The following is an 18,722-nucleotide window of genomic DNA, read 5'->3' on the forward strand; positions in this document are numbered from 1 at the left end:
GTAATAATGCCCCTAAGGGATATCCGTATTCATATGCCATAGATATGGCTGGCGAACAGGCTAACATTATAGCCTTTTTAACCATAAATTAAAATATAACGCTCATAGCTAAAACGCCAGTAAAATCATTTAACTCTTATATAACAATAGATTAAGATTAATATTATACTTTAGCCACAGAGCTAAAAGTTACAATTTGTTCACATTTAGTGGATTTTTAGAAGTCATTGCCAATAAATATATATAAGGATTGCTGTTGCCGATTATGCCCATAGGACAAGACCACAGGGCCCAATAAGCTGGTATCTAAGGCGACAAAAACACTACCGGCCCAAATTGAACTCCCCAGAGAGATATCTGCGGACTCGTTCCAAACACCACCATTTTCCAAAGAACCACCAACAAACATCGGTGCCTGCAATATCGGGGATTGATAATCGTGCAACTGATAAAAGTACATCAAACCACTCAAGGCCTTATAACGTCCAGATAAGCGTTCATATTGAAAACCCGATAAACGTAAGAAGCCGCCTAAATCTTGGGCGTCAGTTGGAATAATAAAGTCACTACCGGTACTACCGTATTCACCAAACCAATTAAAATGATGTTGATCTTGACCAAAGGGCAATTTCCAGCGCGCCTCAAAGCTAGGCGCAAAAGCACTGGAGTAGTCATCAATATTTTCGTGATCAATATACAAGCTGGCCTCAAATAATTTACCGTCCGTAGGAAAGGCCCAACTATTTAAGGTATCGAAACTAAAGCTGAAGTAAGGCCCGTACAACCAATAATTGGCCGCTGCATTCACACTTGCAGCTTTAACCTCCCCTCGTGTAACCGCGACCCCCATCACCCATTCCTGCCAAGGTCTTCGATTCCACGCCAGCTCGCTAGCTAAATTGGTGTCGCTAAAGTCTGCATCAATATACTCACTACCTTCTATCTCGTCATATAGTCGGCGACTGCGTTTTTCATATTCAGCTGAAAGAGCCCAAGAATAACGCAAATTATCACTCATTGGCGTGTAAAACTCAGTAAAGACTCGTTTTATCTCGCCCATCTCGATTTCGCTTCGCCATTCGGCCCCTAAATCATTTAAGTTGCTTAAGCTAAACCCCAAGCCCAAATTAACCTCGGTTCGATCGACAAAGTTCTCTTGTAAAGCAAACTTCATATCGAAATAGCCAGGTCCCCAACTTTTTTCTTGGGTGTCGAGGTAGATGACATTATCGCCATGGTCGCTACTGATCCGGTAATCAACCCGTTCAAAGGTACCCAAAGCATATAGTTGCCGGATCCGCTGTTCCAATTCGGCCTTCGATAACAACTCCCCGGTTTGCAGCTGCAAACGGGTTAATATCACTTGGTCACTTAAAGCTGAATGATTATTTAACTCAACCCGACTGACGAGGAAGCGCTCATGCAGCTTCAATTGTGCCCGTCGCTGAGCCACCTGTTGTTGATACTTAGCATAGTCTTCAGCTGGTGCAGATAAGTTTAAACGTTTAGCTAATTGTTCGATGTGATCACGCGCGGTCTGCTTACCGCGTTCGACCGCTAGCGGCATCAAGCCAAAGTCAGCGGTATCGATGCCACTCATGTCTGGACTGATTAACAGATCATCAGGACCAAGCAATGCTATTTGCCGCTCGGTGCCGGAACGAGTCAAGAAGGTCGATAGCTGGTCGACCATCGCCATCGCGGTAGACAATTCACTTTGTGGTTTAAGGTGGTCACCAATGTCTACCGCGATAATAATATCTGCGCCCATCTGCTGCAGCACATCGACTGGCAGGTTATTTACAACCCCACCATCAGATAATAACTTACCATCCAGCTCTACAGGACGAAGCGCCCCTGGTACCGACATACTAGCCTGCATTGCCACCGCCAAATCGCCGCGACCTAAGATATAAGGCTGCATCGTCGCCATGTCGGTAGCAACCGCGCGATAGGGAATCGCTAATTGATCGAAACTGCTCAGCGCCTCCAAATTACCACTTGCATCTCTTAATAATTCAGCCATGGTTTGCCCCTGCACTGCCCCCTTAGGCATCTGCAAACCTTGCTTATTCAATCCTATCGGAAGTGGGATCTGATAATTATCTTGCTGTTTCTTGCTGCGTAACGACAGTTCACTGCGCGTCACATCATCCACAAAACCACGAGCCCAATTCAGCGCAAAAGTGCGCTGCTCAATTTCTTGAGCGCTGTAGCCCATTGCTAGCATCGCTCCAAAATACGCCCCCATACTGGTGCCTGCGACATAGTCGATGGGCACATGATATTCTTCAAGTAACTGAATCACACCAAGATGAGCGGCACCTTTTGCACCTCCTCCACTTAAGGCTAAACCGATTTTGGGTCGAGCCATAAGGCTGGACGAGACACTCACCAAAACCAGAAAAACCAAGCTATTGCATAGCGTCCGCATCATTCATTCCTTGAAAATAAAAACAATAAAGGCAGCCGAGGCTGCCTTTATTAAACTATATATTTAGAGGTTTTCGGTCTATTTTTTCTTTTTCTTGGCTTTAGCATTTGGTAAGTCGGTAATACTTCCCTCAAATACTTCAGCAGCCAAGCCAACCGACTCATGTAAAGTTGGGTGAGCATGAATGGTCAAGGCAATATCTTCGGCATCACAACCCATTTCGATTGCTAAACCAATTTCACCGAGTAATTCACCACCGTTAGTCCCCACAACGGCACCACCAATCACTCGACCTGATTCTTTATCAAAAATCATTTTGGTCATCCCATCGGGACAATCAGAAGCAATCGCACGACCAGAAGCGGCCCATGGGAACACCGAGGCTTCGTAGTTAATACCTTGCGCCTTGGCTTCTTTCTCGGTTAAACCAACCCATGCCATCTCTGGCTCGGTGTAAGCAATCGAAGGAATAACTTTAGGATCGAAGAAATGTTTCTTACCAGAAATCACTTCCGCAGCCACGTGGCCTTCGTGCACCCCTTTATGCGCCAACATCGGTTGACCCACAATGTCACCAATCGCATGAATATGTGGTACGTTAGTACGCAGCTGTTTATCCACTTCGATAAAGCCCCGTTCCGTCACTTCGATACCGGCTTTTTCCGCATCTAAGCCAAGACCATTTGGAACCCGACCTACTGCAACTAATACAGCGTCGTAACGCACCGGCTCATGTGGCGCTTGCTTACCTTCGTAAGTCACATATAGACCATCGGTCTTCGATTCGACGGCTATCACTTTCGTTTCTAGCATAATGTTGAACTTGCTTTTCACCTTCTTGGTGTATGCCCGCACTACATCTTTATCGGCAGCTGGAACTAGTTGGTCAGCAAATTCTACAACATCAATTGCACTGCCTAAGGCTCCATATACTGTGCCCATTTCTAGACCAATAATACCACCACCGAGCACTAGCAACTTACCCGGAACTTCTTTCAGCTCTAAAGCATCAGTTGAGTCCCATACGCGCGGATCGTTATGCGGGATAAATGGCAACTTCACAGGACGCGAGCCTGCGGCAATAATCGCATTGTCAAAGTTAATGGTAGTGACACCCTCTTCACCTTCAACTTCTAAAGAGTTTGCGCCAGTAAATTTACCCAATCCTTGTACAACTTGAACCTTACGCATTTTAGCCATACCAGAAAGGCCAGTCGTCAACTGGCTAATCACTTTCTCTTTCCAGGTACGGATTTTATTAATGTCAGTCTGAGGCTCACCAAAAACGATGCCATGTTCGGCCAGCGATTTTGCTTCTTCAATCACTTTAGCAACATGCAATAATGCTTTTGATGGAATACAGCCTACGTTTAAACAGACTCCGCCAAGGGTTGCGTAACGTTCTACAATTACAGTTTCCAAACCTAAATCAGCAGCACGGAAGGCGGCAGAGTAACCTGCAGGGCCTGCTCCTAGTACTACCACCTGGGTCTTAATTTCCTTACTCATCGATGACCTCTTGGTATTGTTATGTTGTTAAGCCGCTGTAGGGTATTTGTATTCGTACATACAGCTCAACTGAGTTTACGGTTAATCACGATAAAAAAGAAGAGCTGGATGCAAAACACCCAGCCCTGCTTACTAAAGTACTAATCGGCGAATATCGCCCAATAAACCACTCAGCGTAGAGATGAAACGAGCACCATCAGCGCCATCAATCACTCGGTGGTCGTAAGATAATGCCAATGGCAACATCAACTTAGGCACAAAGTCTTTGCCATTCCACTTTGGCTTCATCTCGCTACGCGATACCCCTAATATTGCCACTTCTGGCGCATTCACAATAGGTGTAAATTGCGTTCCGCCAATTCCGCCTAGGCTAGAAATAGTAAAACAGCCGCCTTGCATATCTGAAGCCGTCAACTTACCCGCTCGTGCCTTCTTAGAAATCTCAACCAGCTCTTCAGAGAGTTGATAAATACCTTTCTTATTGACATCACGAACAACCGGTACCACTAAACCGTTTGGCGTATCTACCGCAATACCAATATGAATGTACTTCTTCATAATTAGGCTATTGCCATCATCCGATAAAGCCGAGTTAAACTTGGGTAAGCTTTCCAAAGTTTTCGCAGCAGCTTTTAACATGAACACCAACGGGGTAATTTTGAACCCCATTTGTTGCTTCTCAGCAATCACATTTTGCTCTTTACGGAAAGCTTCCATTTCGCTGATATCAGCTTCATCAAACTGAGTAACGTGTGGAATTTTAACCCAGTTACGGTGCAGTGCAGGGCCCGATATTTTCTGAATTCGGGAAAGTGGCACTTCTTCCACTTCACCAAACTTCGAATAATCTACACTTGGCCACGCCATGACGTCCATACCAGAACCGCCGCCAGCCTTGGCGCCCGACTCTAATAGTTTAACGGCTTGCTTGACATAAGCTTGTACGTCTTCTTTAACGATGCGGCCTTTACGGCCCGAGCCTTTAATCTTAGCGAGATCAACGCCAAACTCACGAGCTAAACGGCGGATCACCGGAGAGGCATGGAAGTAAGCGTTATTTTCGACAAATTCGCTGGCCTGCGCCGATGCTGAAGCCGCCACTGGTGCTGGGCTTGGTTTCGCCGCTGCAGGCACTGCTGCTGGGGCGACTGTTGGAGCTGGAGCCTCAGCAGCGGCCGCTTCTACTTCAAACAGCATGATCAACGAACCCGTTTTCACTTTATCGCCAACAGCAACCTTAAGTGCAGTCACAACGCCAGCAAACGGTGCCGGAACTTCCATCGCCGCTTTGTCGCCTTCAACCGAAATTAAAGTTTGCTCCAGTTCAATGCTGTCACCGACCGCGACCGCAACTTCAGTCACTTCAACTTCATCATCACCAATATCTGGAATAACGACTTGTTGTTCTTGTTTCGCGGCAGGGGCTGCTGGCGCAGAAGCTGCAACAGGAGCGCTAGCAGCAGGTACACTACCCGCCACTTCAAATTCCATAATCAACGAACCGGTGGTCACCTTATCGCCAACTGCAACACTAATCGACTTCACGGTTCCGGCGATAGGCGCAGGAACTTCCATCGCGGCTTTATCACCTTCAACAGAAATCAGGGTCTGTTCCGCTTCAACCACATCACCCACTTTCACTGCGATTTCAGTAATTTCTACTTCATCATCGCCGATATCGGGAACATGAACAGGCTCAACCGCACTGGCTGCAGGCTCGGCTGCAACTGGAGCAGCCGCCTCAGTTGAGGCCTCCGCAGCGGTACTACCTGCCGCTTCAAAAATCATAATCAAGCTGTTGGTGGCAACACTGTCACCCACCGCAACTTTAATTTCTTTCACCACACCAGCCTGCGATGCCGGAACTTCCATCGCAGCTTTGTCGCCTTCAACCGAAATAAGCGATTGCTCTAACTCTACACTGTCGCCTACTTGGACAAGAACTTCGGTCACTTCGACTTCATCGGCACCAATATCAGGTACAAAAATTTCAATACTCATATCACTTCGCCCTTACGCGTAGAGAGGGTTAACTTTGTCAGCATCGATGCCATATTTTTCAATTGCTTCAACGACTAACTTCTTATCAACAGTACCTGCTTTGGCTAGTTCAGCTAGCGAGGCAACCACAATATAATCGGCATTCACTTCAAAGTGACGACGCAAGTTTTCACGGCTATCACTGCGGCCAAAACCGTCAGTTCCCAAGACTTTATAGCTACCCGGCACATAGGCTCGAACTTGCTCAGCGTATTGCTTCATGTAATCGGTAGCTGCAATTGTTGGCAAATCACTTAAAGTTTCGGTGATAAATGGAACTTGCTCAGCAGCTTCAGGGTGCAGCATATTGGAACGCTCAATCGCTTGTCCTTCACGAGTTAACTCGTTGAACGAAGTCACACTAAATACATCAGACGCAATATCGTATTCTTCGCTTAATACCTTAGCCGCTTTTAATACTTGCTGCATGATGGTACCTGAACCCAGTAATTGAACACTGGCTTTACTACCCTGATTACTTTCAAACTTGTAGATACCTTTACGAATACCTTCTTCTGCACCTTCTGGCATCGCAGGTTGATGGTAATTCTCATTCATTAAGGTCAAGTAGTAATAAACATTCTCTTGCTCACCGTACATCCGACGTAAACCGTCTTGTAATACAACCGCGACTTCAAAAGCAAAACTTGGGTCGTAAGAAAGACAGTTTGGAATGGTGTTCGCTAATATTAAGCTGTGACCATCTTCATGTTGTAAGCCTTCACCGTTCAAGGTGGTTCGACCTGCCGTGGCACCCAATAAGAAACCACGCGCTTGTTGGTCTCCTGCCATCCAACACATATCACCGACACGTTGGAAACCAAACATAGAGTAGTAAATGTAGAACGGGATCATGGGTACATCGTTAGTGCTGTATGAGGTTGCAGCTGCAACCCAAGAACTCATCGCCCCCAGTTCGTTAATCCCTTCTTGCAAAACCTGACCGCTGGTATCTTCTTTATAGTAAGACACCTGCTCTCTATCTTGCGGGGTATAAACCTGACCACCTGGATTATAGATACCCACTTGGCGGAACAAACCTTCCATCCCAAAAGTACGCGCTTCATCGGCAATAATTGGTACGATATTTTTGCCAATACCTTTGTTCTTCAACATCACATTCAAGGCTCGAACGTAAGCCATCGTAGTTGAGATTTCGCGTTTTTGTTCACCTAATAAGGCATCAAACTCACTCAACTCGGGAATATCTAAAGCTTGGCTAAACTTAGTTAAACGAGTTGGCGTGTAGCCTTTCAATTCGCTACGGCGAGCATGCAAATAATCGTGCTCTGGAGTGCCGGGCTTTAACTCAATGTAAGGCAAGCTAGGTAAATCATCATTGCTCACATCAACACCGAGACGATCGCGGAACTGCTGAACATAGTTCATATCCATTTTCTTCACGCCGTGCGCAATATTCTTACCTTGTGCGGCTTCGCCCATGCCATAACCTTTCACGGTTTTAGCTAGAATAACCGTTGGAACACCTGAAGTATTACGTGCTTTATCAAAGGCGGCGTAAAGCTTAACTGGATCATGTCCGCCACGACGCAGGGCAAAAATCTCATCGTCAGACATGTCTTTAACTAGCTCAGCGGTTTCGCTGTACTTGCCAAAGAAGTGCTCACGCACATAGGCACCATATTTAGCCTTAAAGGTTTGGTAATCACCATCAATGGTTTCGTTCATTAATTGCAATAATTTACCGGAGCTATCTTTAGCCAGTAGGCTATCCCATTCGCTCCCCCAAACAACCTTAATCACATTCCAGCCAGCGCCTCTGAATAGGCCTTCAAGCTCTTGAATGATTTTACCGTTCCCCATAACCGGACCATCAAGGCGCTGCAAGTTACAGTTAATCAAGAAACATAAGTTGTCTAACTTCTCGCGTGCAGCAAAAGAAATCGCGCCGCGTGATTCTGGCTCATCCATCTCGCCATCACCCAAGAAGGCGTATACCCGTTGTTGGGTACAATCTTTAAGACCACGTCCTGTCAGATATTTTAAGAAACGAGCTTGATAAATCGCAGAAATAGGACCCAGACCCATCGATACTGTTGGGAACTGCCAAAACTCTGGCATTAACTTGGGATGCGGATAAGAGCTCAGGCCATTACCACCCACTTCCTGGCGGAAGTTATCAAGCTGTTCGGCAGTTAAACGCCCCTCAACAAAGGCTCGAGCGTAAATCCCTGGAGAAATATGCCCTTGATAATAAACTAAATCACCACCGTCTTGCTCATTACGCGCACGGAAGAAGTGGTTAAAACAAACTTCATAAAAGGCCGCTGAAGACTGATAAGAAGCCATATGGCCACCAAGGTCTAAGTCTTTTTTAGAAGCACGCAATACGATCATAATCGCATTCCAACGAATGATAGAACGAATCCGACGTTCAATCACGCTGTCACCAGGGTATTCAGGCTGTTCACCAACCGCAATAGTGTTGATGTAATCCGTGGTAATGGCCCCGCCAGCGGCAGATAAACCATCAATCTTAGCGTTAGCGATAACCTGCTCTAACAAAAACTGGGCACGCTCTACGCCTTCTTCTTTGATCACAGATTCTATGGCATCTATCCACTCAGCAGTTTCGACTGAGTCGATATCATGCTTCAGTACCTCTGACATGGCTGTTTCCTTATCAGTAATTTATGATTATCCAAACCGAAGCTTGGGCTAAACTTTCAATTGTTTTAAACGACGATTAGAGCGCTCAACTCGGCTCTCTTCTCGCTCGATTTCCAATAGCGTTTCTTCAATAAACGCCAAATGTTTATGTGAGGCTTCACGGGCATCATCAGGTTTGCTATCGAGTATAGCTTGTAGCATCAAGCCGCGGTGGTAACGGATTTTCTCCGCAACATTTGGACGCCGATACAAAACCTGAAAATTGTCCATGATGTTTTTTTCCAACAGTGGGCTTAAACCTCGAATTAAATGAAACAACACTAAGTTATGTGAAGCTTCGGTAATCGCTTCATAAAAACTTAAGACTGCTTTTGCTTCATTGGCCGTATTTCCATCTTGTTGGGCAAGTTCAATTTTCTCATGACAAACTTGGATTTTTTCCAAATCGGCTTCAGTGCCGCGTAACGCAGCGTAGTAAGCTGAAATGCCTTCAACGGCGTGACGAAACTCTAGTAAATCAAGTTGGCTTTCATCATGACTCGCCAACAACTCAAATAAAGGGTCGGTTAAGGCTTCGCGCAACTTTTGTTGTACATAGGTCCCGCCGCCTTGTTTACGAACCACTAAACCTTTTGCTTCTAACTGCTGAATCGCCTCACGCAGAGATGGCCGAGACACGTCAAACTGTTTCGCCAGCTCTCGCTCCGCAGGTAAGCGTTCTCCTGGTGGTAAACTACCTTCTAAGATCATTCGCTCCAGTTGCTTTGCAATCACTTCAGCAAGTTTTAGCGGCTTAATTCGTTGGTAGCTCATCTATTTCCATCTAGTTAATGATTGGTATTACCAATTTACCCGAAGCAAATTAACAAATAGGAAACACCTTGTCTAGAAAAATTGATCTACATCAAACAGCCCCACAACAAAGCCAATTCATTGTAAATGCATTTGTCGTACAAATATACTTGGTCAGACCTTTTTTTGTGATGTAGATCACTACGATGTAACAACAAAACCAAAGATAGGGGGATAATGTGAAATAAATATGTCGTCGCGTTATGCGCCACCAGCAGCCAATCAAAACCTCGGAGTACTTCAACAAGAGCTGGTCGTGTATATTTGTGATTTATTTAAGCACAGCGAGTGCTGCAAATAACCGGATCAAATGAATCCCTTGGGATGAACGCCATCGACTTCACTGCTGCTTAATCTGTTTAATTCGATTTGACTTGTTCACAATAAAAGCTAATCAACAACGAGCGCTTCGCCTGAGGCAAATCAATGCGCTGATCTGCGCCCCCAATCGATAAACAAAATCTACGGCTTGCAGGCTAGAATCCTAAATCAACCATCCACCAATGGTGAGTGCGGCAATCACCGCAATCGCCAATAAGATGCCATGTTTAGCCAGACTCACAAAACGACTGGTGGTTGTCACGCATAACATGTCGCTCACTAAATCGCTATTGGAAAGCTCAGCGGCAACCGCAACCTTGCTTAACCAGTAACCATTACTGTGGTGGCGATCGGTTAATGAGCGCAACCAAATCGGCAGCGCGGGATGGGTATGACCGACCGTTAAATAACACAGACTCGCCAAGCGACTTGGCAACCAATCAATATAATGCATAAACACATTCACCGCAGGAGACAAAGCCTGAACTTCAGTGCTCTTATGCAAATATAAGCTACGACAACAGCCATAAAATACCGCGCCTGCGGGCCCCGCCAGTACATAGAAAAATATCACTGCAAAATAATAACGATAATTTAACCACATCAGTTGCGTTCCGGTGGAGACCGCCAAGGGCTCATTCTCCTCTACTTGATGCATGGGATGCATTTGATTGAGCAATAATTGATTAAATTCGAGACAAGCCTGTTGCTTACCAGCGGCAGCCAAACGTAAATAGTCCCGGTAAGCCTGTTGTAAAGGCGGACAACCTAGCGTAAATAGCGGCACAAAGATCCACAACAACAAACTAGGAATACCAAATAACCAACCGCTTAAGCCAAACTGCAAACCCGCAAGCAATCCGGTAGGGAAGATCACCGTCATCATAATTTGCCAAAATGCAGTCTTACTATCGAAGCGCTGCAACCACCAATGGAAGACATGCTGCCACCACCAATTAGCACCAATCCGTCTGGCCCGCTCTAAACTTAATGCTAATAATAGTGATATTAATGACATCTGATTGATTGCTCTCCATAAATGTCTGCCATGCAAACAAATAGTAAGTCAATTCTCATGGCAAACCAAGCATGCTCATAAAGCCGCGAGATACGCCTCCCAATCAAACGCCTCTCCGGGATCTGATTTTCTTCCCGGCGCTATCTCACTATGCCCAACAATTGCTTGCTTGCTCATTTGTGGATAATGCGCCAATAGTGTTTGAGTCACCGCTACCAGGGCTTGATATTGAGCCTGAGTAAAGGCGCTATGGTCGGTTCCTTCTAATTCAATCCCAATGGAAAAGTCATTGCAAGCTTCCCGCCCACGGTAAATCGATACCCCAGCATGCCAAGCGCGCCGATTAAATGGCACATATTGTTTCAATTGACCATCACGCTCAATCAACAGGTGCGCAGAGACCTCTAAGCCAGCTAAGTCGGCAAAACTCGGCTCAGCACTACAATCTAAAGTACCGCTAAACAGCTGATCAACATAGCCATTGCCATAAACGCCCTGTGGCAAACTGATACAATGCACAACCAATAGGCTGATCTCATCTTCAGGTCGCTGATTATGAAACTGACTTGGTAGCTGCTGCGCCTGTACCAGTTGATGCTGCTGATTAATCTGCAAAACTCTCTCCTTAGCCATAAAACAATAGCGCCTGACAATTTGCTTATCATAAAGCCAATATTTGCCCATGCAAGCTTAAGCCTTCTAAGTTAGAATGCGCTACATGCTAGGGTATATACTCTACAAACCATCATCACTATCGCAACTATCAGAGAATCGATGCATGAACCTCGAACAATTGCGCGCTAATGTCAGCGCAGCCCTCATTGAAGATTTAAGTCACTTAGACCCGCAGCTAGATATCACCGCGGGGCTGATTCCCGAACAACAAGTCAGTAAGGCTAAAATTATCAGCCGCGAAGATGCGGTATTTGTGGGTCGCCAATTTGCCGATGAAGTGTTTCGCCAACTCGGTGGACAAGTCAGCATAGAGTGGTTGGTTGAAGACGGCGACAAGGTTGTCGAAAACCAAAGCCTTTGCTATTTAAGTGGTCCTGCGCGAATTTTATTAACCGGTGAGCGCTGTGCACTCAACTTTATTCAAACCCTATCCGGAATTGCCACGCAAGTGGCAGCCTATTGTGACTTGCTTACTGGCACCCAATGCCAATTACTGGATACCCGAAAAACGCTACCGGGCTTACGCTTTGCCTCAAAATATGCGGTTCGCTGCGGCGGCGGCCATAATCATCGTTTCGGACTGTTCGATGCTTTTCTCATAAAAGAAAACCACATCATGGCCTGTGGCAGTATTAAAGCTGCAATAGACCAGGCGCGCCAGTTGTCACCGGGGAAAAAAGTGGAAGTGGAAGTGGAAAACCTCGACGAGTTAAACCAAGCGCTCGATGCAGGCAGCGATGTGGTAATGTTAGATAATTTCAGCGTCGAGTTGATGCGTCAAGCGGTGGAGCTCAACCAGGGCCGAGCAAAGTTAGAGGCCTCTGGCAATATGACCCTAAGCACCATTCGCCAGTATGCCGAAACAGGCGTTGACTATATTTCGGTAGGCGCTTTAACCAAACATGTCAAGGCGCTAGACCTAAGTATGCGCTTTGTCGTCGAATAAAATCGATTAGTTAAACAAGGCTGTATAAATACATTTACAGCCTCTCAAATCAAAGCCCCGCTAAGATCACGATTTAATTGTCTTTTTCTAAAAATAACTATACTTATAATATTCGTGTGCTTTAATCAGTATAGATTTGCAGCACCGTACAGTAAGGGATGTGGCTGAATTAACGGCGTTAATTTATTGCAACCCGATAATAAAACGGTAGATAAACAACTTAAAACTTGTGTAAAGGAAAGACGCAATGAAAACAGTCCAAAACCTTCAAATCAAAGTAGCCAACAAACAAAGCGGTTTTACGCTCATCGAATTAATGATCGTAGTTGCCATCGTAGCCATCTTAGCGGCGGTCGCGCTGCCTGCTTATCAAACTTATACCAAACGGGCTAAATTTACAGAAGTAATCGCCGCAGCTGGCCCGTCAAAAACCGCTTTTGAAATATGCTGGCAAGGAAATCCCGCGAGTCCAACAGTAGCTGCATTGACACCTTGTGTAACAGCCGCAGATAGAGCTGGCGATACTGCTGCTGGTGGTGACAATGTTGATAAAGTAGAAGCTGCGGCTAATGGTACTGATAAGGTTACGATTACAGCCACCGCTGATGGTATATCAGATGGAGCTTCAGCATCTGCGAATGCTACATTCATCTTAATTGGCACAGCTACTGCCGATGGCCAAGTTAAATGGACTAGAAATACTGGAAGTTGCGTAGCGGCAGGTCTTTGTTAATAAATAAATGAACAAAAGCGAACTCAACGGCCTTGCTTCCAGCTTGGCCGTTTCTTTTCCCGACAAAGAACAGCGCCTCACTGAGCTGTATCAACGCAGTAAGCAAGAGCAACGGGCATTTACCAGCGTATTAGTCGAGAATGAACTGCTCTCCAGCAAACAGCTGGCGGATTTTTGTGAGAGCCAATTTGGCATTCCACTGCTAGATTTAGATGCCATCGAGCTTAGTGAGATCCCGCAGAAATATCTCAACGAGAAATTGATTTTTAAACACCACGTCTTGCCAGTTTATAGTCAAGGACAGACCCTGTATGTGGCGATGGCCGATCCCAGCAATGTGACCGCCCTCGAAGATTTTGGCTTTAGCTTCGGCCTGCACGTCGAAGCGCTACTAGTTGAAGAGAACAAGCTATTTAACGCCATTCAATCGCTAGTCGATGACAGCGCCAACCTCGATTTAGGCGAGATTTCCGATGAGGATATTAACGATTTAGAAGTGAGCGAGGAAGGCTCACGCCTCGATGAGCAGCAAACCAATAAACAAGACGATGCGCCCATCGTAGTTTATATCAATAAGATCTTGATGGATGCGATCCGCCGTGGCGCTTCCGATTTACACTTTGAGCCCTATGAGCATAAATACCGGATCCGATTTCGCATCGACGGACTGTTACACGAAATCGCCAGCCCACCGATTAACCTGGCCAATCGCTTCTCGGCTCGGCTCAAGGTAATGGCGCGAATGGACATCGCCGAACGTCGACTACCACAGGATGGTCGAATAAAACTCAAGACCGGCCGTAACAAGGCCATCGACATGCGGGTGAATTCTCTGCCCACCATGTGGGGCGAAAAAATCGTGATCCGGATCCTCGACTCTTCGGCGGCCAAGCTAAACATCGACGCGCTTGGCTACGATGAGCAACAAAAAAAGCTATATTTAGACGCCTTAGCTCGCCCGCAAGGGATGATTTTAGTCACCGGCCCCACCGGTTCCGGTAAAACCGTGTCGTTGTATACTGGCTTAAGTATTCTCAATACCAGTGAAATTAATATTTCCACCGCCGAAGATCCGGTGGAGATTAACCTGCCAGGGGTTAACCAAGTACAGATTAATAATCGCGCTGGACTAAGCTTTGCCAGCGCTCTACGCGCCTTTCTACGTCAAGATCCTGATGTGGTAATGGTTGGGGAGATCCGCGATTTAGAAACCGCAGAAATATCGATTAAAGCGGCGCAAACCGGCCACTTAGTGCTGTCGACCCTGCATACTAATTCCGCCGCCGAAACCCTGACCCGGATGCTGAATATGGGGGTCCCAGCCTTTAACATCGCATCCTCGGTCAGCTTGATCATCGCCCAGCGTTTGGCGCGACGACTCTGTGAACACTGTAAAAAACCGAAGATAATTGAGGCCCATTTATTACCCAAGATCGGCTTTAATCAAGACCAAATCAGCGCAGGAGTTCAATTATTTGAACCGGAGGGTTGTGATAAGTGTACCGGCGGTTATAAGGGACGAGTTGGGATTTACGAGGTGATGCCCATGAGCAGTGCAATTGCTAAACTGATTATGGAGCAAGGTAATTCCATTCAAATCGCCGAACAGGCAATTACCGAAGGGATGTATTCGCTGCGCATGTCCGCCTTAGAAAAGGCCCGTTTAGGCGTCACCAGCTTAGCAGAAGTCGAGCGAGTCACAAATGTATGATTCACTCACACCACATCACTGATTATTTGATAAATTAAACTTATGTGTTAAGACCCATTGTTCGCAGGGATATTATGGCCGCCACAAGCACCAAGCGTAAAGTCGCCGTTAAAAAAATCAATGCCTTTAGCTGGAGTGGGATTAATCGCCGAGGCGGTAAGGTTAGCGGTGAATATCAAGCCGAAACCATGAACCATGTTCGAGCCGACCTGCGTCGCCAGGGAATCACCGTTACCAAAATCAAGAAAAAAAGTGAGAGTTTTCTTAGCCAATTGGGTAATAAGATCAAACCGATGGACATCGCGGTGGTATCTCGACAAATCGCCACCATGCTGTCGGCTGGCGTACCACTAGTGCAGAGTTTTAATATTATCGCCAAGAGTGTCGAAAAGCCGGCGATGCGCCAACTGATCGGAGAAATTAGCGCCGAAGTAGAATCAGGCACCGCACTTTCCGAAGCCCTGCGTAAACATCCTCGCTACTTCGATGATCTCTACTGTGACCTGATCGATGCCGGGGAGCAAAGTGGAGCCCTCGAGACGATTTATGATCGGGTGGCCATCTATAAAGAAAAGGCCGAATCGCTGAAGTCCAAAATTAAGAAGGCGATGTTTTATCCAGTCTCGGTAATCATCGTCGCCATCATCGTGACCACCATTTTATTACTATTTGTGATCCCCCAGTTTGAAGAAATTTTTGCCAGCTTTAATGCCGAACTCCCAGCCTTCACGGTGTTCGTTATTGGGATCTCACGCTTCCTGCAGGATTATTGGCCGTTTATCTTTGGTGGGATTTTTGCGGCAGGCTTTGGCTATGTGCAAGCCTTTCGCCGCTCGCAGGGGGTGAAAGATGCCACCGACCGCTTTATTTTAAAAATTCCGGTGATTAATCCCATCTTACACAAGGCTGCAATGGCCCGTTTTGCGCGCACCTTGTCTACCACCTTTGCCGCCGGGATCCCGCTAATCGATGCGCTGCGCTCCGCAGCTGGTGCTTCTGGTAACGTAGTCTACCGCAATGCTATCAACGCCATCCGGGTGGAAGTCACCGGTGGGATGCAGATGAATGTGGCGATGCGTACCGTCAACATCTTTCCCGATATGGTGACCCAGATGGTGATGATTGGCGAAGAATCAGGCTCCTTGGATAGCATGCTCGATAAAGTCGCCAATATCTATGAACAGCAAGTTGATGACGCGGTTGATGGCCTCACCAGCTTAATCGAACCCTTGATTATGGCTGTGCTTGGGGTATTAGTTGGTGGTATGGTAGTGGCCATGTATTTACCTATTTTCAAACTGGGATCGGTCGTCAGTTAAAATGCAAGAGTTCATTGAATTTTACCCAGCCTTAGCGCTGGGTTTCTGTTTGTTAGTCGCGCTGTGTATCGGCTCTTTTAGTAACGTGGTGATCCATCGCCTACCGGTGATGCTCGAGCGACAATGGAAACAAGAGTGTCGGCAGTTTTTAGCCGATGAGCTTAATGACGATACGCCAGTTTCTCCCCAAACTTATAATTTGGCGCTACCGCGCTCAACTTGTCCGCACTGTCATCACTTAATTCTGGCCTGGCAAAATATTCCACTCATCAGTTGGTTGCTACTACGCGGTAAGTGTGCCAACTGCAAAGCGCCAATCAGTATCCGTTATCCATTGGTAGAAGCAGCGTGTGCGGCCTTAACCCTAGCCTGCTGGTGGCAGTTTGGTTTTAGCTTGCCATTCATCTTCGCCAGTATCTTTTGCATGCTGCTACTGTGTTTAGCCTTAATCGATTTAGATACCATGTATTTGCCCGACCAACTCACCCTACCCGGCCTGTGGTTTGGCCTGCTGCTGAATCTCGTCGGCGGCTTTGTCAGCCTTGAAAGTGCAGTGCTTGGCGCAGCAATTGGCTATGGTTTCTTATGGAGCTTATTTTGGCTGTTTAAACTACTGACGGGCAAAGAAGGCATGGGCTACGGAGATTTTAAACTATTGGCGATGATTGGCGCATGGTTTGGTTGGCAGGCCCTACCGCTAACCATCCTGTTATCATCACTGATCGGCGCGGGTATTGGCATTGCACTGATCTTGTTCGGCCGACATCAACAACAAAAACCGATTCCCTTTGGTCCCTACTTGGCAATTGCTGCCGTCACCTATCTATTTTTTGGCCAGAGTATTCAAGATTGGTACTTCAACTACATCGGTTTAGCTTGATGGCGGGCCTCATCTCCGAGCATCGCACACGAGGGCTCCGTGCATGATCATTGGATTAACTGGCGGCATCGCCAGCGGTAAGAGTCAAGCATCCGCCCTGTTTGAAGCGCTTGGGGTGGCGGTGGTGGATGCTGACGTTGTTGCTCGGCAATTGGTTGAACCCGGCCAGCCAGCACTAAATCAGATCATCAAGCACTTTGGCCCGCAGCTACAGCTTACGAATGGTCAATTGGACCGAGCCGCATTACGCAAGATTATTTTTAGTGAGCCCGAACAAAAAACTTGGCTGAACCATTTGCTTCATCCACTAATCCGCCAACAAATGCAACAACAGCTTGACGCAGCAGAAGGCCCCTACAAGATCTTGGTTGCCCCGCTACTCCTAGAAAACAAGCTGGATAAACTTGTCGATCGAGTGCTCATGATCGATACGCCAGTTGCCCTACAAATTGCCCGAACCATGGCGCGCGACAAGGTCAATCAAAGCCAAGCCGAGCAAATTATTGGTGCCCAAATGGATCGAGAGGCTAAACTCGCCGCCGCTACAGATATCATCGTAAACGATGGCGAACTGTCGTTATTAGCCGACAAAGTAAAGGAATTTCACCGCATTTACCTTAATCTTGCCAAAAGCCATGACAGTTGAAAGATCAGTGGGTACACTAGTTTAGATAAGTCTTTAACTTAGTGTAATGAATCGTCATGGCCGCACTCATATTCGAGCACCCTTTAAATGAGAAAGTAAGAAACTACTTACGCTTAGAGCAGTTATTTGAGCAACTCATGTTGGCTAAACCCCTGCAACACCCTTTGCAACAACAGCAATTTTTTCGGATTTTGTTTGAAGTTGCCGAAGTTTTAGAACGCTGTGAATGGCGCAGTGATTTACTCAAAGATTTAGCGACTCAAACCGAAAAACTAGATCAATGGGCATCCATGCCAAATGTTGATACCAGCAAAATAGAGCAGCTAATCCTTGAGGTTAAAAGTCTGTCGGTAGCCATCAGTAAACATGTTCGCGTAACCGACCACCTTAAAAATGACCGTTTATTAGCCAGCATTCGCCAACGTTTAGCCTTACCGGGCGGGAATAGTAGTTTTGATCTTCCCTACCTTCACTACTGGCTAAATCAACCACCGTCACAGCTTAGAGCTCAAGTAGAAGGGTGGCTACAACCCTTTCAAATGGTCGTTGAAGCGATTAAGCAGTTGCTCAAACTTGTCCGCGAGCAACATCAAGCCATTGAAGTGATTGCCAACAAGGGCTTCTATCAAGGCGTAGCACAACACTGCGGTCTATTACGGATCGAAGTCGATACCGACTATCAAGCCTATCCAACCGTGAGCGGACATAAACACCGCTTTGCTATCAAATTCATCAGTGCGGCCAATCTAGAAATAGACAATATTCACTGCCGCCTTTATTGCTGTAAGATCAACTAATGAAAAACCAGAACCCCCCAGTAGTTAAATGCCCCACTTGTAACGACGACGTCATCTGGCAAAGCAGTAGCGAGTTCAGACCCTTTTGTAGTGAGCGCTGTAAACTCATCGATTTAGGGGAATGGGCAAACCAAGAGAAAGCCATTCCCGGACAGCATATCGTAGAAGATGAAGATAAACCTGACAGCTGGGAGTTTTAATGCGTAGTAG

The 18,722-nt window shown here is 46.4% G+C and carries 15 protein-coding genes; 8 read left to right on the top strand and 7 right to left on the bottom strand.

Annotated features, from left to right (window positions below):
- Nucleotides 1-217 precede the first annotated feature (217 nt).
- From ACRRSY_RS18650 to ampD, 7 genes are all read right to left on the bottom strand, one after another.
- A complete protein-coding gene (locus tag ACRRSY_RS18650) occupies nucleotides 218-2,437 on the bottom strand; it encodes a patatin-like phospholipase family protein (protein ID WP_432463791.1) in 2,220 nt (739 codons plus the stop codon).
- Nucleotides 2,438-2,512: 75 nt separating this feature from the next.
- The gene (lpdA, locus tag ACRRSY_RS18655) at nucleotides 2,513-3,943 is read right to left on the bottom strand and encodes a dihydrolipoyl dehydrogenase (RefSeq protein WP_432456066.1); all 1,431 of its coding nucleotides are present in this window, start codon (nucleotides 3,941-3,943) and stop codon (nucleotides 2,513-2,515) included.
- 132 nt (nucleotides 3,944-4,075) lie between these two features.
- A complete protein-coding gene (aceF, locus tag ACRRSY_RS18660) occupies nucleotides 4,076-5,944 on the bottom strand; it encodes a pyruvate dehydrogenase complex dihydrolipoyllysine-residue acetyltransferase (protein WP_432463792.1) in 1,869 nt (622 codons plus the stop codon).
- A 12-nt stretch (nucleotides 5,945-5,956) separates the two neighbouring features.
- On the bottom strand, nucleotides 5,957-8,614 hold the full coding sequence (gene aceE, locus ACRRSY_RS18665; protein ID WP_432456064.1) for a pyruvate dehydrogenase (acetyl-transferring), homodimeric type: 2,658 nt from the start codon (nucleotides 8,612-8,614) through the stop codon (nucleotides 5,957-5,959).
- Between the two features lie 48 nt (nucleotides 8,615-8,662).
- Nucleotides 8,663-9,427 carry a pyruvate dehydrogenase complex transcriptional repressor PdhR gene (gene pdhR, locus ACRRSY_RS18670; RefSeq protein ID WP_432456063.1) on the bottom strand — a complete coding sequence of 255 codons (765 nt, stop codon included), beginning with the start codon at nucleotides 9,425-9,427 and terminating at the stop codon, nucleotides 8,663-8,665.
- Nucleotides 9,428-9,950: 523 nt separating this feature from the next.
- Nucleotides 9,951-10,805: a regulatory signaling modulator protein AmpE gene (ampE, locus tag ACRRSY_RS18675; RefSeq protein ID WP_432463793.1), complete on the bottom strand. Its 855-nt coding sequence runs from the start codon at nucleotides 10,803-10,805 to the stop codon at nucleotides 9,951-9,953.
- Nucleotides 10,806-10,880: 75 nt separating this feature from the next.
- On the bottom strand, nucleotides 10,881-11,420 hold the full coding sequence (ampD, locus tag ACRRSY_RS18680) for a 1,6-anhydro-N-acetylmuramyl-L-alanine amidase AmpD (RefSeq protein WP_432463794.1): 540 nt from the start codon (nucleotides 11,418-11,420) through the stop codon (nucleotides 10,881-10,883).
- A gap of 163 nt (nucleotides 11,421-11,583) precedes the next feature.
- Between ampD and nadC the strand changes: the two genes are divergently transcribed.
- The 8 genes from nadC (at nucleotide 11,584) to yacG (ending at nucleotide 18,712) form a co-directional block, all read left to right on the top strand.
- The gene (nadC, locus tag ACRRSY_RS18685) at nucleotides 11,584-12,426 is read left to right on the top strand and encodes a carboxylating nicotinate-nucleotide diphosphorylase (RefSeq protein ID WP_432463795.1); all 843 of its coding nucleotides are present in this window, start codon (nucleotides 11,584-11,586) and stop codon (nucleotides 12,424-12,426) included.
- A 247-nt stretch (nucleotides 12,427-12,673) separates the two neighbouring features.
- Nucleotides 12,674-13,159 carry a pilin gene (locus ACRRSY_RS18690; protein WP_432463796.1) on the top strand — a complete coding sequence of 162 codons (486 nt, stop codon included), beginning with the start codon at nucleotides 12,674-12,676 and terminating at the stop codon, nucleotides 13,157-13,159.
- Nucleotides 13,160-13,166: 7 nt separating this feature from the next.
- Entirely contained in the window at nucleotides 13,167-14,870 is a 1,704-nt protein-coding gene (pilB, locus tag ACRRSY_RS18695) for a type IV-A pilus assembly ATPase PilB (RefSeq protein WP_432463797.1), read from the top strand.
- 74 nt (nucleotides 14,871-14,944) lie between these two features.
- A complete protein-coding gene (locus tag ACRRSY_RS18700) occupies nucleotides 14,945-16,189 on the top strand; it encodes a type II secretion system F family protein (protein WP_432463798.1) in 1,245 nt (414 codons plus the stop codon).
- A gap of 1 nt (nucleotide 16,190) precedes the next feature.
- Nucleotides 16,191-17,069, top strand: a complete 879-nt coding sequence (locus ACRRSY_RS18705; protein WP_432463799.1) for a prepilin peptidase — start codon at nucleotides 16,191-16,193, stop codon at nucleotides 17,067-17,069.
- A gap of 43 nt (nucleotides 17,070-17,112) precedes the next feature.
- A complete protein-coding gene (gene coaE, locus ACRRSY_RS18710; RefSeq protein ID WP_432463800.1) occupies nucleotides 17,113-17,715 on the top strand; it encodes a dephospho-CoA kinase in 603 nt (200 codons plus the stop codon).
- A 56-nt stretch (nucleotides 17,716-17,771) separates the two neighbouring features.
- Nucleotides 17,772-18,512 carry a cell division protein ZapD gene (zapD, locus tag ACRRSY_RS18715; RefSeq protein ID WP_432460126.1) on the top strand — a complete coding sequence of 247 codons (741 nt, stop codon included), beginning with the start codon at nucleotides 17,772-17,774 and terminating at the stop codon, nucleotides 18,510-18,512.
- Complete coding sequence (yacG, locus tag ACRRSY_RS18720; RefSeq protein ID WP_432456053.1) at nucleotides 18,512-18,712, top strand: DNA gyrase inhibitor YacG; 201 nt, start codon at nucleotides 18,512-18,514, stop codon at nucleotides 18,710-18,712. The genes zapD and yacG overlap by 1 nt, the downstream gene beginning before the upstream one ends.
- Nucleotides 18,713-18,722: the final 10 nt, after the last annotated feature.

This window comes from Agarivorans sp. QJM3NY_33 (genome assembly GCF_050870865.2).
In the GTDB taxonomy this organism is placed as follows: Bacteria; Pseudomonadota; Gammaproteobacteria; order Enterobacterales; family Celerinatantimonadaceae; genus Agarivorans.

Excerpts from the sequence above, each read along its gene's own strand:
- aceF (WP_432463792.1), bottom strand. The coding sequence starts at position 5,944 with ATGAGTATTGAAATTTTTGTACCTGATATTGGTGCCGATGAAGTCGAA.
- coaE (WP_432463800.1), top strand. The coding sequence starts at position 17,113 with ATGATCATTGGATTAACTGGCGGCATCGCCAGCGGTAAGAGTCAAGCA.
- ampE (WP_432463793.1), bottom strand. The coding sequence starts at position 10,805 with ATGTCATTAATATCACTATTATTAGCATTAAGTTTAGAGCGGGCCAGA.
- ACRRSY_RS18690 (WP_432463796.1), top strand. The coding sequence starts at position 12,674 with ATGAAAACAGTCCAAAACCTTCAAATCAAAGTAGCCAACAAACAAAGC.
- ACRRSY_RS18700 (WP_432463798.1), top strand. The coding sequence starts at position 14,945 with ATGGCCGCCACAAGCACCAAGCGTAAAGTCGCCGTTAAAAAAATCAAT.
- aceE (WP_432456064.1), bottom strand. The coding sequence starts at position 8,614 with ATGTCAGAGGTACTGAAGCATGATATCGACTCAGTCGAAACTGCTGAG.
- zapD (WP_432460126.1), top strand. The coding sequence starts at position 17,772 with ATGGCCGCACTCATATTCGAGCACCCTTTAAATGAGAAAGTAAGAAAC.
- ACRRSY_RS18705 (WP_432463799.1), top strand. The coding sequence starts at position 16,191 with ATGCAAGAGTTCATTGAATTTTACCCAGCCTTAGCGCTGGGTTTCTGT.
- pilB (WP_432463797.1), top strand. The coding sequence starts at position 13,167 with ATGAACAAAAGCGAACTCAACGGCCTTGCTTCCAGCTTGGCCGTTTCT.
- lpdA (WP_432456066.1), bottom strand. The coding sequence starts at position 3,943 with ATGAGTAAGGAAATTAAGACCCAGGTGGTAGTACTAGGAGCAGGCCCT.
- yacG (WP_432456053.1), top strand. The coding sequence starts at position 18,512 with ATGAAAAACCAGAACCCCCCAGTAGTTAAATGCCCCACTTGTAACGAC.
- nadC (WP_432463795.1), top strand. The coding sequence starts at position 11,584 with ATGAACCTCGAACAATTGCGCGCTAATGTCAGCGCAGCCCTCATTGAA.
- pdhR (WP_432456063.1), bottom strand. The coding sequence starts at position 9,427 with ATGAGCTACCAACGAATTAAGCCGCTAAAACTTGCTGAAGTGATTGCA.
- ACRRSY_RS18650 (WP_432463791.1), bottom strand. The coding sequence starts at position 2,437 with ATGATGCGGACGCTATGCAATAGCTTGGTTTTTCTGGTTTTGGTGAGT.